This is a genomic window from Xanthomonas sp. NCPPB 3200 (assembly GCF_056393585.1).
Window position 1 is genome coordinate 2,342,263 of sequence record NZ_CM150785.1, and the last position, 15,396, is coordinate 2,357,658.

A 15,396-nucleotide genomic window follows, 5' to 3' on the forward strand; every position below is an offset into this window, starting at 1 on the left:
GTTTCCGGCTCAGCTGACGCGGAGCACGTTGGCGAGCGGGGAAGTGCCTAGCCCGGTCAGGTTGAGATACAGGCCGTCCGAGCCGATCGTGACGCTGTCCACCGGCGCGTCGACATAGGTGGACAACTTGCTTTTGGAACCGGCGGTGTCGGTCTGGGTGGCGGTCACGCCGTACTTGCCGGCGGCCATGCGGTTGCCGTTGGCATCGGTGCCGTCCCAGGCAAACGACACTTCACCGGCGGCGCTGGCCGGCACGCTGAGCTGTTTGACGAAGGCGCCGTTGGCATCGGTGATTTCGAAATTGACGGTGCCGGCCGAGGTCGCGGCGACCACGCCCTTGGCCGAATTGGTGGCATCGATGGCGAGCTGTGCGGAGGGCACCAGCACGTTGTGCCCGACCAGCGAGGCGCCCTTGAGCACCTGATCGCTGCTCTGCGCCGCCGAGAAGCTGCTGACTTTGGTATTGAGGTCGCCGATGCCCTGCACGGTGGAGAACTGCGCCAGCTGGCCCAGAAACGCGCTGTTTTCCATCGGTTTGAGCGGGTCCTGGTGCTGCAGCTGCTCGGTCATCAACTTGAGGAAGTCGGCCTGGCCGAGCGATTCCTCCTTCTTCTTGGTCGCTGTGGCGCTGCTGGAGGTCAGCCCGAGGCTGGTGTAGAGGTCACTACCGATCGTGCTCATGTGAAAGGGTCCGTAAGGGAAGGGTCAGCTAGGAGGGTCAGCGACCCATGGTCAGGGTGGCGAGCGCCAGTTCCTTGGCGGTGTTGAGCATTTCCACGCCGGCCTGGTAGTTGCGCGAGGCCGAGATCATGTTGACCATCTGCGAGACCGGGTCCACGTCCGGCGAGAACACGTAGCCATCGGCATCGGCCAGCGGATGGCCGGGTTCGTAGCGACGGATCGGCGGCGCGTTGGTGGTGGTGATCTCCTTGACGTTCACCGAGGTCAGGCTGGGGTCCTGGCGACTTTGCTGGGCCTGGAAGATCGGCTCGATCGGCTTGTAGGTCGCCTCGGCCGAGCCAGCGACGGAGTCGGCATTGGCCAGGTTGGAGGCGATGGTGCTCAGGCGGACCGACTGCGCGTGCAGCGCCGAGCCGGCCACATCGAAGATGGGTAGATTGCTCATGACTTATTGGCCGGTGATCGCGGTGAGCATCGAGCGCACCTTGGATTCGAGGAAGCTCAGCGAGGCGCGGTATTCCAGCGCGGCGCGGCCGTAGGCAGCACGTTCGGCATCGGGATCGACGGTATTGCCGTCCAGGCTGGGCTGGTCGGATTCGCGGGTGATCTGGAAGGGGTTGAGTCCGGCACTGCTGCCGATCTCGTAATGCTTGGCGTCGGTGGTCTGCAGCAGGGTGCCGTCGCGCACGCCTTCGGCCGATTTGAGCGCCGCCTCGAAATTCAGATCCTTTGCCTTGTAGCCAGGGGTATCCACATTGCTCAGATTGCTGGCAATGAGCTTCATGCGCTGCTCGCGTAGCGGCAGAGCATCGCCGTGGATGCCTAGAAAGGACGAGATGGAATTGGACACGGTGCTCTCCCGCGAAGTGTTACCAGGGAGAAAGCAATGTTTGTGCCAATCGAGGTGGTGCGGGCCGCGGAACGCCGAGAACAATCGGAGCTGCCGACGAACGGCGGCTTGGCCGTCCGGGGAACGCGATGGACATCGTATCCGTCGCGGCGCTGCTTCACTCAGGCGTGCCAGGCCGGAAGGTTCGGCATGACGACAGGGCTGCCCGGCGACGTCCGGCCTTCGCAGATGTCAGTTTAAAAGCGGGCTGACGCACACCGCCCCAACTTCAATGCTGCCGGGCTCTTGGAAGCCCGGCGCAGCGCCTTGTCGCTGCCATCGGCTCCGACCCGGCAGCCGCCTGGCCTGCTCAGGCCGCTTCGGCGACCACTTTCAGGCGCGCCAGCACGTAGTCGGCCAGCTCGTGGGCACTGTACTTGGCCACGAAGGCATTGGCGCCCACCTGTTCGACCATGGCGTTGTTGAACACGCCCGACAGCGAGGTGTGCAGCAGCACGTACAGGCCTTGCAGGCCCGGCGTGCGCCGGATTTCCGTCGTCAGCGTGTAGCCGTCCATGGCCGGCATTTCGATGTCGGAGATGACCATCGCATAGCGGTCGGCCGGATTCTCGCCTGATGCGGCCACCTGCAAGAGGTGGTCCAGCGCCTGGCGGCCGTCGGACAACAAGGTCGCCGAGACGCCGAGCTGGTCGAGCACGCTGCGGATCTGCTGGCGCGCCACGCGCGAGTCGTCCACCACCAACACCTGGAACTGCCGGTCGTAGGCGACCAACTGCAGCGAGGGATCCAGCTGCACGTCCTTGCTGACCTTGGCGATGTCGGCGAGCACGCTCTCCACGTCGATGACCTGGATCAACTCGCCCTGGAAGCGCGTCACCGCCGTCAAATAAGTGGCTTCGGCGCCCAGTTCCGGTGGCGGGTGGATATCTTCCACCGCAATATTGACGATGCGCTCCACGCCGCTGACCAGAAACCCCTGGACCGAGCGGTTGAATTCGGCCACCACCAGATAGCCGGGGCCGTTTTCCGAGTGCGCGTCGCGCTCCGGGTGGCCGATCGCCAGGCCCAGGTCCAGCACCGGCACCGAGCGCCCGCGCACGTCGGCCACGCCGGCGAACTCGGTCGGCAGGCCGGGCACCTGGAACAGCTCCGGGCGGCGCAGCACCTCCTGCACCTTGAACACGTTGACGCCAAAAAGCTGGCGCCCGCCCAGCCGGAACAGCAGCAGGGCCAGTCGGTTGTGGCCAGCCAGACGCGTGCGCTGGTCGATGCGGTTGAGCAGATCGTGGGTCATGGGGCAGATATCGACAGCGCCCTCGGAAAACTTGAGCGGTTTTAGCCTGGCGTGGGGCGCTGTCGGGAATTGGGAGTCGGGAATGGGGAATCGCAAAAGCGGAGGGCTTTTTGCAGCAAGCCCGAGGCGAAGGCCCCTGCTGTGACGTACCTACGGTGTCACTAAACAAATCGCACATCATCAACGAAGACCGACAAGGGCTCGGCCCCCCGGCCGATTCCCCATTCCCGAATCCCGAATCCCGAATCCCGAATCCCGAATCCCGAATCCCGATTCAAAAAACAGGCACGCCTCTTGCACTGTCTGTTCCGTCTCCCTCCGGATCTGGTCCCATGCGCCTGCTCCTGCTTGTCATCTTGTTGGCTGCCGCTCCGGCCTGGGCCCAGAGCTATCAGTCTGTCGATTCCATCCGCGCTGCGGCGCTGGCCACCGTTGGCCCGGATGCCGAGGCCGAGGCCACGCTCGATCCGGGCTTGCGCATGCCGGCCTGCCCGATCGCGCTGCAGGCGCAGCCGACCGGCACCAATACGGTGGAAGTGGCCTGCCCGCAGCCGGCCGGCTGGCGCCTGTTCGTGCCGCTGAAGGTGCGCCGCAACCAGGATGTGCTGGTGCTGCGCCGCGGCATCAGTGCTGGAGAAACCATCTCGCTGGCCGATATCAGTATCGAGAAGCGTGACGCCGCCCGCATCGTCGGTGCGGTGCTGGCCGATCCGGTGGCGGCGGTGGGCAAGACCGCCCGGCGCATCCTGCCGGCCGGCTCGCTGCTGTCGGCCAACGATCTGGTCACCCAGCGGCTGGTCCGGCGCGGCGATACCGTGCCGCTGGTGGCGCGCAATGGCGGGCTGGAGGTGCGCATGAGCGGTCGCGCGCTGTCCGATGCCGGCGAGAACGAGCGGGTTTCGGTGGAGAATTCCTCTTCGCGCAGGGTGGTGCAGGGGATCGTCGAAGCGAGCGGGACCGTTGTGGTGTCCAGATAGAAAATCGCTATAAAGTTTTTTTTGGGCATGCCGTTATCCCCTACGACCTGTAGAGGAGTTCCCGACATGAGCCAGAAAATCGAAGGCAATCTACCGACCGCTGCAACCCTTCGTACCGCGGCCACGAGCAGCAAGATCGCCTCGGCTGGTGAAGATCGCGCGTCCCCGATCGCCGCATTGCCGCCGACCGACAGCGTCAAGCTGACCGGTGAGGCGACCAACCTGCAGAACCTGCAGCGCACGCTGTCGCAGTCCTCGGCGATCGACACCGGTCGCGTCCAGGCAGTGAAGGATGCGTTGCAGAACGGCAGCTACTCCATCAACCCGGATGCCATCGCCAGCCGCATGATGGATCTGAATCAGCAACTGGCGGGCTAATCCCCGACCCAAAGGATGAACGTGAACGAGTTCCTGCAACGTCTCAGCGATGCGCTGGCCGGCGAACGCCAGGCATTACTCGAGAACGACATCGATGGGTTGATGCGCCATACGCAGGACAAGCTGTCGGCACTGCGCGCGCTGGAAGCGGCAATGCCCCAGGGCGAAGAAGAGCGGCTGCGCGAACTGGCCGAAGCCAATCGCGCCAATGGCGCGCTGCTGGCACGCCGGCGCCGCGAAGTGAACTGGGCACTGCGTCATCTGGGCCGCACCGAGAGTGCGCCGTCCTACGACGCCAAGGGCCAATCGAGCGTGTTGCGCGGCGGTCGTTCGCTGGCAGTGGCCTGAAGCACCGTAGCGTGCCCGAGCGCACGCAGGCTGGACGAGGCAAGTGATACAGCTTTGAGCTGCCCGGCGTGCAAGAGCGTGGCCCCGCGCAATACGAGGCCTGGACGGTTCGGCGTATATTGAAGCGTCCTCTACGCCGCCCTGTCCCGTGACTGCCAAGTTTTTTCTCAATCAAACCCTGTTACCGTCCTCGACCATGCTGCGCGCCTTCGGCGACCAGATGCTCGAGGGCGTGCTGCTGTTCCGCGCCGACGGACAGCTGATCCTGGCCAACGCCATCGCCCGCCAGAGCCTGTGCAAGGAAGATCCTGACGACGACCGCAATCTCGGCGAACGGATCTCGCAGGTGCTGCCGTCGGATGCGCTCAATCAGGCGCGCAGCAAGGGCAGCTGGACCGGCAGCCTGCCGGTGGCCGATCGCGTGGTCATCGCGCATCTGTACTACAACGAAGAGCAGGGCGTCGGGCACTTCCTGGCGCTGTTCCACAACATCGAAGGCCAGCAGGACTACGAGCGCGAGCTGCAGCAGCGCCACGCCGAACTTCGCCAGGCCTATCTGCGTTTGAACGGCGCGCAGGACAAGCTGCTGCAGTCGGAAAAGATGGCCTCCATCGGACAGCTGGCCGCCGGCGTGGCGCATGAAATCAACAATCCGATCGGTTACGTGCACTCCAATCTTGGCAGCCTGCAGGAATACCTGCGCAGCCTGTTCACGCTGATCGAAGCCTATGAGCGCGCACTGCAGGCGCCGGATCCGAAGGCGCTGATTCCGGAGATCGACGAGATCCGCAACCGCGCCGACATCGACTTCATCAGCCGCGACCTGCCGCAGTTGATGGCCGAATCGCGCGAGGGCATCGAGCGGGTCACCCGCATCGTGCGCGACCTCAAGGACTTCTCGTACTCGGACCGGTCCGAGTCGTGGAAGATGGTCGACCTGCATGCCGGTCTCGAATCCACGATCAACATCATCTGGAACGAGCTCAAGTACAAGGTCACGCTGGAGCGCAATTACGCCGAGCTGCCGTTGGTGGAGTGCCTGCCGTCCGAGCTCAACCAGGTCTACATGAACATGCTGCTCAACGCCGGTCAGGCGATCGTCGAGCGCGGCACGATCACCGTCACCACCGGCCGCGACGAGACCGAGAATGTCTGGATCCAGTTCCAGGACAGCGGCGCGGGCATCGCCCCGGACCTGCTGCAACGCATCTTCGACCCGTTCTTCACCACCAAGCCGGTCGGCAGCGGCACCGGCCTGGGCCTGTCGATCTCCTACGGCATCATCAACAAGCACCACGGCCGCATCGACGTCGAAAGCGTCCCGGGGCAGGGCGCCAGTTTCCGGATCGTGCTACCGGTGCGGCAGCCGCGGTAGCGCTGGCGCGCTGGGAATGGGGAATCGGGAGTAGGGAATCGGGAGAGCGGCATGCGCTGGTGCTTTGGTTTTGAGGCACGAGTTGGCACCCGGAGAATCAAGCGGTAGAGATCTGCTCCACCAATTCCCTATTCCCTATTCCCTATTCCCTATTCCCTATTCCCTGCCGTTACGCAGCTCATCATGCGTGCGAAATGCCTGACGAATGTGCTCGCGCAGCTCGTCGTCGTTCCAGGGCTTGGTCAGGAAGCGGTAGATTGCGCCGCGGTTGATCGCTTCGGTGACCGTGGCAAGGTCGGTGTAGCCGGACAGCACCAGGCGCACCGTGTCGGGGTAGAGCATCTTGACCCGGCCCAGAAACTCGGTGCCGCTCATGTCGCTCATGCGCTGGTCCGACAGGATCACTTGCACGTCGTTGGTGGCGAGCAGGTCGAAGGCGTCGCGCACGTTGCCGGCGGCCAGGATGCGGTAGCCATCGCGGCGGAACAGGCGCACCAGCGAGCGCAGCACGTTTTCTTCGTCGTCCAGCAGCAGCAGCGTACGGTCCGGGCGGCTTTCGGCGAACGATTCCGGGCGCAGGTAGCGGCGGCGTAGCGCCATGCCGGCCGACTCGGCCGACATCGGCTCGCCGAACAGATAGCCCTGGAAGATGTCGCAATCGTTGCGCCGCAAAAAGCCCAGTTGCGCCTGCGACTCCACGCCGTTGGCGATCACCGTCATGCCGAGCTGGTGGCCCATCGCGATGATCGCGCGCGCAATCGCCGCCTCGCGGCTGCCGGCCGGCGCGCTCTTGATGAAGCTGCGATCGATCTTCAGCCGGTCCACCGGATAGCGCACCAGCGCGCTCAGGCTGGAATCGCCGGTACCGAAGTTGTCCAGGCTCAGGCTGATGCCTTCGTTGCGCAGGTTGGCCATCGTCTCGTGGACGAAGTTGACGTTGTTGGTCAACGCGCTTTCGTTGATCTCCAGCGTGACGAACTGCGCCGGCACGCCGGCGGTCTGCAGCATCGCCATCACTTCGTTGAAGAAGCCCGGGCGCAACAGCTGCAGCGTGGAGACGTTGACCGCGATGCTGAAATCGTCGAAGCCCTGGTCGCGCCACAGCCGCGCCTGGCGCACCGCGTTCTGCAGCACCCATTCGCCGATCTGCACGATCACCCCCAGGCGCTCGGCGGTGCGCATGAAGCGCTCCGGCACCAGCATGCCCAGCGTGGGCGACTGCCAGCGCAGCAGCGCTTCCATGCCGACGATGCGGCCGTCGCGTGCGCTCACCAGCGGCTGGTAGCGCAGCCGCAGTTCGCCATGCGGGATCGCATCGACGATCTGCCGCGCAATGATGCTTTCGCTATGCGCATTGGTGGTCGAGTTGCGCGTGTACAGCCGCACCGTATTGCCGCCTTCGCGTGCGGCCTGGTAGCTGGCTTCTTCGGCGTAGTCGAGCAGGATCGACAGCGAGGTCGAGTGTTCCGGGCACAGGCTGATGCCGACCTTGCCGGTCATGAACAAGGTGTACGGCAGCACCGACAGCGGCAGTTCCAGCTGCTGGCGGATCTCTTCGGCAAAATCCTCCGGCAGCGGGGTGTCTTCGCGACGCACCGCCACCACCACCATTTCATCGCTGCCATGACGCCACAACTTGCCGCGCGTGCCGAGAAAGTCCTGCAGCCGGCGCGCCACCAGCGTCAGCGCCTGATCACCGACTTCGGCACTCATGTTCTCGTTGATCGAGGCGAAGTGATCGATATCGATGTGGAACACCATCAACGGCGGGCCGCCGGATGCGGCAGCGTCCACCAGATGCAGCAGTTCGGGGTTGCCCGCGCCCAGGCGGGTGGGTTTGACGATTTCCAGTCCGGGCGGGATTACGGGGCTCCACATGACTTAACGTCCACCATCGTCGTGGACGGACTCGCCGACCGGGTGATAGGGCAGGCGCAACGTCACGCGCGTGCCTGCTCCGGGTGCTGATTCTATCGCGAGCGCACCGCCGACGGTTTGCGCACGCTCACGCATCACGATCAGCCCGAGCCCACGCGGGCCTTCCGGTTCGAAGCCATCGCCGTCGTCGCTGACTTCCAGGCGGAAGCTCTCGCTGTCGATCGAGTACAACCGCATGTGCACTTCGCCGGCGCAGGCGTGGCGCAGCGCGTTGGTCAGGCTTTCCTGCGCAATCCGGAAGCACGCCTGCTCGATCTCGTTGCCCGGGCGCACGTCCAGTGCCTGGATATCCAGCTCCAGCCGCACCGGCGATGCGCGAAACAGCATCGAGGCCTGCCAGCGCAGGGCCGCTTCCAGGCCCAGCGCATCCAGCTGCGGTGGACGCAACAGCATCGACAGGTTACGCAGCTTGGTCACGGTGCTGTCGGCCAGCGACACCACTTCCAGCAGGTCTTCGCGGCGCGCGTCAGGATCCGGCTCGTCCAGCGCCGCATGCGCGGAAAGCTTCATCGCGGTGATCGCCTGGCCGATGTCGTCGTGCAGATCGCGCGAGATCGCGCGGCGTTCGTCCTCCTGCAGCGAGAACAGACGCTTGGCCATCGCCTGCAACTCGGCATTGCTCTCAGCCAGCGCATCGCGCATGCGCTCGGGTTCGCTCAGGTCGCGTACCACCAGCAATTTGCAGCTGCGTCCGCCATAGCGGATATCGCCGGCCGACAGGCCGGCATAGAACGTGCTGCCATCGCGACGGCGCATCGCCCGTGCGCTGGACACCGGCTCGTTGCGATCGCTGCCCGCGCGCAGGTACTCGCGCACCACCGGCAGGTCGCTGTCGCCGACCAGCGTCTGCAGCGGCTCGCCCAGGATGGTTTCGCCCTGGAAACCGAACTGCACAGAACCGGCGGCATTGGCATACATCACGTGCTCGTCGGCCAGGATCAGCACGCCATCGGGCAGCACCCTGACCAGCTCGCGGAACTGCTCCTCGCGCTCGCGCAGCAAGCGGCGCGACTGCTCGCGCTCGCTGACGTCCTGCAGCGTGCCATGGATATGCCGGGCGCCGTTCGGGTTGGTCACGCTTTCGGCGCGCAGATGCACGGTGCGCGGCTGCGAATCGCCGCCGGTCAGCGGCAGCAGCACATCGATCTGCACGTCGCCACCGGTGCACATGTCCTCGATCATGCGTTCGATCCGCGCCTGGGTGGCGGTATCCGAGGCGGTCAGCAGTTCTTCCAGCCGATGTTCGCGCCGATGCATCGGCACGCTGCGGCCGAGTAGGCGGTACACCGCCGGCGAGTAGCGCCCCAGTCCGGTCGCGCGATCCAGCTGCCATGAGCCAAGCCGCGCGATGCTCTGCGCCTCTTCCAGCCGCTGCAGCGCCTCGTCGCGCAGATGCTGTGCCTGGCGTTCCTCGCTGCGGTCCACGGTAACCACCAGGCGGGCAGGGCCGCTGGCCAGATGCAGCTGGTTGCTGCGGATCTCGACATGGCGCGGGCCGCTGCGGGTCAGCAGATCCTCGTGCAGGGTGCAGGTGGCGTCGCCCTTGGCGCGGATCTGGGCGATGATCTCCTCCAGGCGGGCGCCGTCGGCATTGGGCCAGATCGCCTGCAGCGTCTGCTGCAGAAATTCGTCGCGTTCCCAGCCGAAGAATTCCAGCGCTGCCGGGTTGGCATCCAGGATGCGCAGCGTGGCCAGGTCGTAGATCAGCGCAGGGCTGGGCAGGGCCAGGAACTTGGCCTGCAGCACCGCCTCCGATTGCGCAAGTTGCGCGTGCTCTTCCACGATCAGCGCCACGAAACGGCGCAGCACCAAGTGGATCACCACGCTCGACACCAGCAGGAAGCTGGCGTCCGACCAGCGTTCCGGCATGGCAGCGCCGGCCAGGTGCAGCAGCCGGTTGCCCAGCAGCAGCCAGATCACGCCGACCAGCAAATACAGCCCGGTCAGGGTCCACAGACCTTGTTGCAGGCGCTCGGCGAGGCGAAGACGGGACACGGGAGCGGACGAAAACGCGGGCGCGGCGACAGGATGAGGCATGGGTCCGCGGACGACCTTTGGTGCTGGCGATGCAACCATCTTAGCCGCAACTCGTCCCGGTTCGGTCGAGCCCGAAACGCACGCCTCAACTAATCGGAGAAACGGCCGTTATCCATTGCGACTCCGAAGGCCGGGGTCGATTCTTCGGAGTGTTCCAGAGTGGACTCAGGCGTCATTGCAAGCATGCTGCAGCACCCGCTGACCTCGGCGGTGGTGTTGTTGGATGCGCATGGTCAGCCTCTGGCGGCCAACCGCGTTGCGCAATCGTTGGGATTGCCGGCCACCCTTGGCGCCTATGCCGAAGTCCTGGAAAGCAGTCGGGCCCAGGTGGCCAACAGCGGCGGCATGACCGCCTGCGTGCTGCCGGGTACCGGTGGCGGGCGTCTGGAGGGCTGGCTGCGCGCGGTCAGCGACGAACACGGCCAGGTCATGGCCTTCACCCTGAGCATTCCCGAGCCGATGGGCGCCGACGGTACCAGCCGCTGGGAAATTGGCCTGGACAGCGCCGATCACGGACTGTGGGACTGGGACATTCCAGCCGATGTGGTCTACCGCTCCGAGCGCTGGACCCGCATGCTCGGATATTCCGAACAGCCGCTGCCGAACAATCTCACCGCGTTGTCCGGGCTGATCCATCCCGACGACCACGCGCTGGTCAGTGCGGCCGTGCAGGCGCACCTGGACGGCCGTACCGATACCTATACCGCCGAATTCCGCCTGCGTCAGCACGACGGCCAATGGCGCTGGATCCTGGATCGCGGCCGCGTGGTGTCGCGGACCGCCGACGGCCGCCCGTTGCGCATGGTCGGCACGCATACCGATGTGCACCACCACAAGTTGCTCGAGCAGCAGCTGCGCGAGCAGCAGGCCCAGCTCGAAGAGGCCCAGCGCATCGCCAGCATGGGCAGCTGGAGCTGGGACACGCTCAAGGACACGCTGTGGGTGTCGCCGGATTTCCTGCAACAGCTCGGCATGACCCAGCAGCGCCTGCAGGGTATTCGCGACATCCTGCGCCTGCTGGGCCGGCCGTCGGTCGCGCATCTGCGCAGTGCCTGGCGCAAGATCAAGCACGAAGGCCTGCCGGTGCATTTCGAGCTGGAGATCAACGGGCTTGCCGGCGTCAATCCGCATCACCTGCGGGTCTGGGCACAGCCGGTGTTCGACGGCAATGGCGGCATGGTGCGTCTGCTCGGCCAGTTGCAGAACGTCACCGAGCAGCGCCAGACCGATGCATTGATTCGCTGGCGCACCGAGCTGCTCAACCGCGTGTCTGCGCTGGGCAAGATCGGCGGCTGCGAGATCGAGGTCGACACCCGGCGCATGCAGTGGACCGAGGAGTGTTACCGCATCCATGGCCTGCGCAAGGAAAACATCACCCTGGAGCAGGCGCTGTCGCTGTACACGCAGGATTCGCGCGACGCCTTCGAGGCGGCGCTGCTGCGTATCTCCGACGGCGGCCTGCCCGAACAGCTGGAGCTGTGTTTCTACCGCAACTCCGGCCAGCGGATCTGGGTACAGGTGCTGATCGAGCTGGATCGTCGCGAAGGCCTGCCGCCGCGGTTCGTCGCCTTGTTCCGCGACGTCACCCGCGAGCGCGAAGCCAACGAGCGCATCGAGCTGCTGGCCCACTACGATCGCCTGACCGGTCTGCCGAACCGCTTCCTGCTGCGCGAGCAGGCAGAGAACGCGATCCGCGAAGCGCACGAGCGCGGCCAGGTACTGGCGATGCTGCTGATCGATCTGGATGGCTTCAAGAGCATCAACGATTCGTTCGGTCACGCCACCGGCGACAATCTGCTCAAGCTGGCTTCCGCACGCCTGCACCAGCATCTGCGCAACAGCGACCTGTTTGGCCGCTTCAGCGACGACGAATTCATCGTGCTGCTGCGCGATCTCTCCGAACCGGAAGACGCCGGCCACGTAGCGCGCAAGCTGATCAGCGCGCTCGGCGAGCCGCTGCGCAAGGACCACGTCACCCTCAAGCTCGGTGCCAGCATCGGTATCGCGCTGCAAGGTGAAGGCCTGTCGGATTTCGACAGCCTGCTGCGCGCCGCCGATGCGGCGATGTATGCAGCCAAGGAATCGGGCCGCAACACCTTCCATTACTACAGCCAGGACGTGCTGATGCGTGCACAGCGCCGCTTGGAGCTGGAACACGCGCTGCAGGGTGCGCTGGAACGCGAAGAGTTCACCCTGGTCTATCAGCCGCTGGTCAACACGGTGGGGGAATCCTCGCCGGCGATCGAAGCGCTGATGCGCTGGAATCGCCCCGGCCATGGCCAGTGCAGCCCGGTCGAGTTCATTCCGATTGCCGAGGAGTGCGGCGAGATCGTGCGCCTGGGCGAATGGGTGATCGGCGAGGCCTGCCGCCAGGCCGTGGTCTGGGATCGCGCCGGACTCAATTTCAGCCGCATCGCGGTCAACGTCTCTGCGGTGCAGCTGCGCGAGCGCGGTTTTGCCGAGCGCGTACTGGAAATCTGCCGCGACAACGGCTGGTCGCCATCGCGCCTGGAACTGGAATTGACCGAATCGGCCTTGATCCGCGATTCCGACTCGCTGCGCCGCTGCTTCGAGCTGTTTGAGCAGAATGGTGTGCTGTTGGCGGTGGACGACTTCGGTACCGGCTTCTCCAACCTGCATTACCTCAACCGCTTCCCGGTGCAGCGTCTGAAGATCGACCGCAGCTTCGTGCAAGGCATGCTCGACGACGCCAACACCGCCGAAGTGACCCAGGCCATCGTGCATCTGGGCCATGCGCTGGGCATGCAGGTGGTCGCCGAAGGCGTGGAAACGGTGCAGGAAGACGCATTGCTGCGCCAGCAGGGCTGCGACGAAATCCAGGGCTACTTCTACTCGCGGCCGCTGTCGCCGCGCGACATGGCGCAGTGGCTGCGTGAAGCCGAAGCCGGCATGCGCCTAGGCGCGCGCCTGGTCATCGCCAGCTGACGCAATCTGTCGCAGCGCCCGGCGTCGCCCGCCCGGCTGTTGAAATGCGCCGGTCAAAAGCTCAGTGAGTCGAGGGCGCGATGCCCTCACCACTTGCGCGACACGCCGTAAATCCATCCATGGAGGCGCCCCGGGTTCCAGCAACCGGCAGGGGCACTGCACCAGAGAGTTGGTCGGTGGCCTGACAAAAACACACATATTGCAAGGCCTTGAGACTTTGAGAAGTCCATAGCCTGCCTGTCGAAAGCCTGCCTGTTATTCGGCTTGCATGAGGAAGATTTTCGGACGCAAGGTGATCCGAACAATGCACCTCATGCTCTGCTTGCAACTACACACACCGACAATCTCGACTGGTCCTTGTCCGCCTACCGTCGCGGGACCTTACGCGGCATGGATGCCGCGTAAGAGCCTACACGGACGTACTTGCGGCGTGTCCTGCGATGGTGGGCGGGTAAGGGCCTCGCAGCCAACCTGCAAGGCTAGGCGCTCTACACCTGATCCATCACCCGCCAGACGACCGAAAAGGTACACGCCGGGATTCTGGGCAAAAGTAGCGTCGTGCCGGTGCAGCCCGCTCATCATCGCGGGACCTTGAGCGGCATGGATGCAGCTCAAGCGATTTCGAGAATGGATTCAAGGTATGACCAGCGACAGTAGGCAGGCAAGGGCCCTGCAGCCAGGCCGCAGATCATCCGATTGACGTGTTGCGTTATGTCGTAGAAGTGCTCGAGCAGACGGGCAGGGGAGACCTCACCCTGTTGCTGCAATCGCACGGCATTGCGTGTTCGGCGCCACGCCGGGTGGCACGGCCTGATGCACAAACGCCACAGGTCGGGCAGTGAATACAGCCAGCGGGGCGCCTGCCGAGGCACGCCCCGCTGTCGCACAGAAACGTCAGCGTCCGGATACGTCCACAGCGGCGCCATCCAGGCCCAGATCCCAGGCCACGGTCGCGAACAGCAGTTCTTCTTCGCTGCAGCTGCGGCGCGGGTGCTGCATTGCCTGCACTTCCGCACGCGCGGCACGCTCCAGCCGTTCCAGCGCGGCCGGCATGCGTACGCTGCGCAGCGCGGGCCGGGCAGCGTCGCTTTGCGCAATGCGCTGGGCGTGTGCAGCCGCCAGCGCGGCTGATTCCAGCACGGCCGTGGGTGCATCGGTGGGCGGGGCAAGGAGCGTCATCAGCGGAATACCAGGTTGTTGCGGAACGACAAATCCCCGGAAGGCCGGGGAATGTCGGAAATCAGACAGTGCGTGGCATCGGTCTTAGAACAGCTCGACCGTACCGGCGCCCATGCCTTGCTGCGCCACCGGCTTGTGCGGCGGACGCTCCCATTCCACACGCATGTCGCGCAGGCGGTTGGACACCTTGGCCAGCGCGGCGACCAGATCGCTGTCGTACACGCCGCCATTGCGATGCAGCAGTTCCTGCAGCGCCACCGCTTCACGGTTGATCGCGGTGAGGCGATCGAGGTGGGTATGGATACCGCTCAGCGTCTGCGTGGCGATGTCCTCGAACTGCAGGGCACGCACCGCTTCGGCCACGCTACCGTCGATGGAGCGCGCGCATTCGGAGATTTCGCGCATGCCGTCGCCCAACGAGGCATTGATCTGCGCGACGTTCTCCAGCATCGCCGCCGATTCGTGGCGGGCTTCGCGGGAGCGATCCATGTGACGCGAGGCCAGCTGCGAGACCGTTTCACGCACCTTGGCGATCGATTCCTTGGAGCTGTGTGCCAGCTTGCGGATCTGTTCGTTGAAGGTAGTGGAACGCTCGGACAGATTGCGCACCTCGTCGGCGACCACCGCGAAGCCGCGACCGGCTTCACCGGCACGGGCTGCTTCGATGGCGGCGTTCAATGCCAGCAGGTTGGTCTGGTCGGCGATCGACTTGACGTCTTCCAGCAACGCGAAGATGCCATCCAGGTGCTGCGCCATCTCATCGATGTGATGCACGGTGTTGGTGCTTTGGCCGCTCACCTGTTCCAGCGCTTCCACCAACTGCTCCATGCGGGAGCTGGCGTGCTGGGCGAAGCGGGCGACGTCGACACCGGCGCTGCCGTCGTCACCGGCACGGTCGACGATGCGGGCCAATGCCTGGCTTTGCTGGCGCGACTTGCGGTTCATCGCTTCGAAGCTGCCACCAAGACCGGACACGGCCTGGCGGATCAGTTCGCGGGCACGCTCGACTTCCGAGCGCGATCCGTCGACTTCGTTGCTGACGAACGTACGCAGTTCGTTGAGCAGTTGGTCCTGCTCGCGCAGGATGCGGGTCTGGTCCGGATGACGCCGGAACTGGGAGTAGGTCACCCAGGCAGCGAAACCGAGCCAGCTGAGCGTCATGGTCGCCAGGATCGCCCAGCGCACCGAAGCGGGCCAGTCGAATCCGACAGCGAAGGGAAACAGCAAGGTCAGGGCCAAAGGGGCGGCCAGACGGATAAGTGGACGTGAATACATGGGCGTTCTCGGCAGAGTCACGGTTGCTGTATCGGCCGTACCCCCTTTGTCTTTAGCGACGATCGCCACATCGTCTCGCCCGTTCAAGCTTCGTTGACACGCGCCAGCGACCGCCAGC

General features: G+C 65.0%; 13 protein-coding genes. 5 read left to right on the top strand and 8 right to left on the bottom strand.

Annotated elements, in window-relative coordinates:
* Positions 1–9: 9 nt before the first annotated feature.
* From AC06DU_RS10220 to AC06DU_RS10235, 4 genes are all read right to left on the bottom strand, one after another.
* Entirely contained in the window at positions 10–681 is a 672-nt protein-coding gene (locus AC06DU_RS10220) for a flagellar hook assembly protein FlgD (RefSeq protein WP_016901725.1), read from the bottom strand.
* 37 nt (positions 682–718) lie between these two features.
* On the bottom strand, positions 719–1,126 hold the full coding sequence (gene flgC, locus AC06DU_RS10225) for a flagellar basal body rod protein FlgC (protein WP_005914451.1): 408 nt from the start codon (positions 1,124–1,126) through the stop codon (positions 719–721).
* 3 nt (positions 1,127–1,129) lie between these two features.
* A complete protein-coding gene (flgB, locus tag AC06DU_RS10230) occupies positions 1,130–1,531 on the bottom strand; it encodes a flagellar basal body rod protein FlgB (protein WP_024939612.1) in 402 nt (133 codons plus the stop codon).
* A gap of 349 nt (positions 1,532–1,880) precedes the next feature.
* Entirely contained in the window at positions 1,881–2,825 is a 945-nt protein-coding gene (locus AC06DU_RS10235) for a chemotaxis protein CheV (protein WP_016901727.1), read from the bottom strand.
* A 332-nt stretch (positions 2,826–3,157) separates the two neighbouring features.
* Here AC06DU_RS10235 and flgA point away from each other — a divergent pair, with 332 nt between their 5' ends.
* The 4 genes from flgA to AC06DU_RS10255 all read left to right on the top strand — a co-directional run bounded on the left by flgA (position 3,158) and on the right by AC06DU_RS10255 (position 5,903).
* Positions 3,158–3,802, top strand: a complete 645-nt coding sequence (gene flgA, locus AC06DU_RS10240) for a flagellar basal body P-ring formation chaperone FlgA (protein ID WP_024939613.1) — start codon at positions 3,158–3,160, stop codon at positions 3,800–3,802.
* A gap of 66 nt (positions 3,803–3,868) precedes the next feature.
* Positions 3,869–4,180: a flagellar biosynthesis anti-sigma factor FlgM gene (flgM, locus tag AC06DU_RS10245; RefSeq protein ID WP_016901729.1), complete on the top strand. Its 312-nt coding sequence runs from the start codon at positions 3,869–3,871 to the stop codon at positions 4,178–4,180.
* 15 nt (positions 4,181–4,195) lie between these two features.
* Positions 4,196–4,528, top strand: a complete 333-nt coding sequence (locus AC06DU_RS10250; RefSeq protein WP_024939614.1) for a hypothetical protein — start codon at positions 4,196–4,198, stop codon at positions 4,526–4,528.
* A 148-nt stretch (positions 4,529–4,676) separates the two neighbouring features.
* Positions 4,677–5,903, top strand: coding sequence for an ATP-binding protein (locus AC06DU_RS10255; RefSeq protein ID WP_102581687.1), 1,227 nt, complete (start codon positions 4,677–4,679; stop codon positions 5,901–5,903).
* A gap of 156 nt (positions 5,904–6,059) precedes the next feature.
* On the opposite strand, the gene AC06DU_RS10260 is transcribed toward AC06DU_RS10255, so the two are convergent.
* Positions 6,060–7,781, bottom strand: coding sequence for an EAL domain-containing protein (locus AC06DU_RS10260; protein ID WP_016901733.1), 1,722 nt, complete (start codon positions 7,779–7,781; stop codon positions 6,060–6,062).
* A gap of 3 nt (positions 7,782–7,784) precedes the next feature.
* Positions 7,785–9,917, bottom strand: a complete 2,133-nt coding sequence (locus AC06DU_RS10265) for a sensor histidine kinase (RefSeq protein ID WP_081008513.1) — start codon at positions 9,915–9,917, stop codon at positions 7,785–7,787.
* Between the two features lie 120 nt (positions 9,918–10,037).
* Between AC06DU_RS10265 and AC06DU_RS10270 the strand changes: the two genes are divergently transcribed.
* The gene (locus AC06DU_RS10270; protein ID WP_326520108.1) at positions 10,038–12,824 is read left to right on the top strand and encodes a sensor domain-containing protein; all 2,787 of its coding nucleotides are present in this window, start codon (positions 10,038–10,040) and stop codon (positions 12,822–12,824) included.
* A gap of 894 nt (positions 12,825–13,718) precedes the next feature.
* Here AC06DU_RS10270 and AC06DU_RS10275 read toward each other — a convergent pair.
* Both AC06DU_RS10275 and AC06DU_RS10280 read right to left on the bottom strand, forming a co-directional pair.
* Positions 13,719–14,003, bottom strand: a complete 285-nt coding sequence (locus AC06DU_RS10275; protein WP_047128680.1) for a hypothetical protein — start codon at positions 14,001–14,003, stop codon at positions 13,719–13,721.
* 84 nt (positions 14,004–14,087) lie between these two features.
* On the bottom strand, positions 14,088–15,365 hold the full coding sequence (locus AC06DU_RS10280) for a methyl-accepting chemotaxis protein (protein WP_180968744.1): 1,278 nt from the start codon (positions 15,363–15,365) through the stop codon (positions 14,088–14,090).
* Between the last annotated feature and the right edge of the window lie 31 nt (positions 15,366–15,396).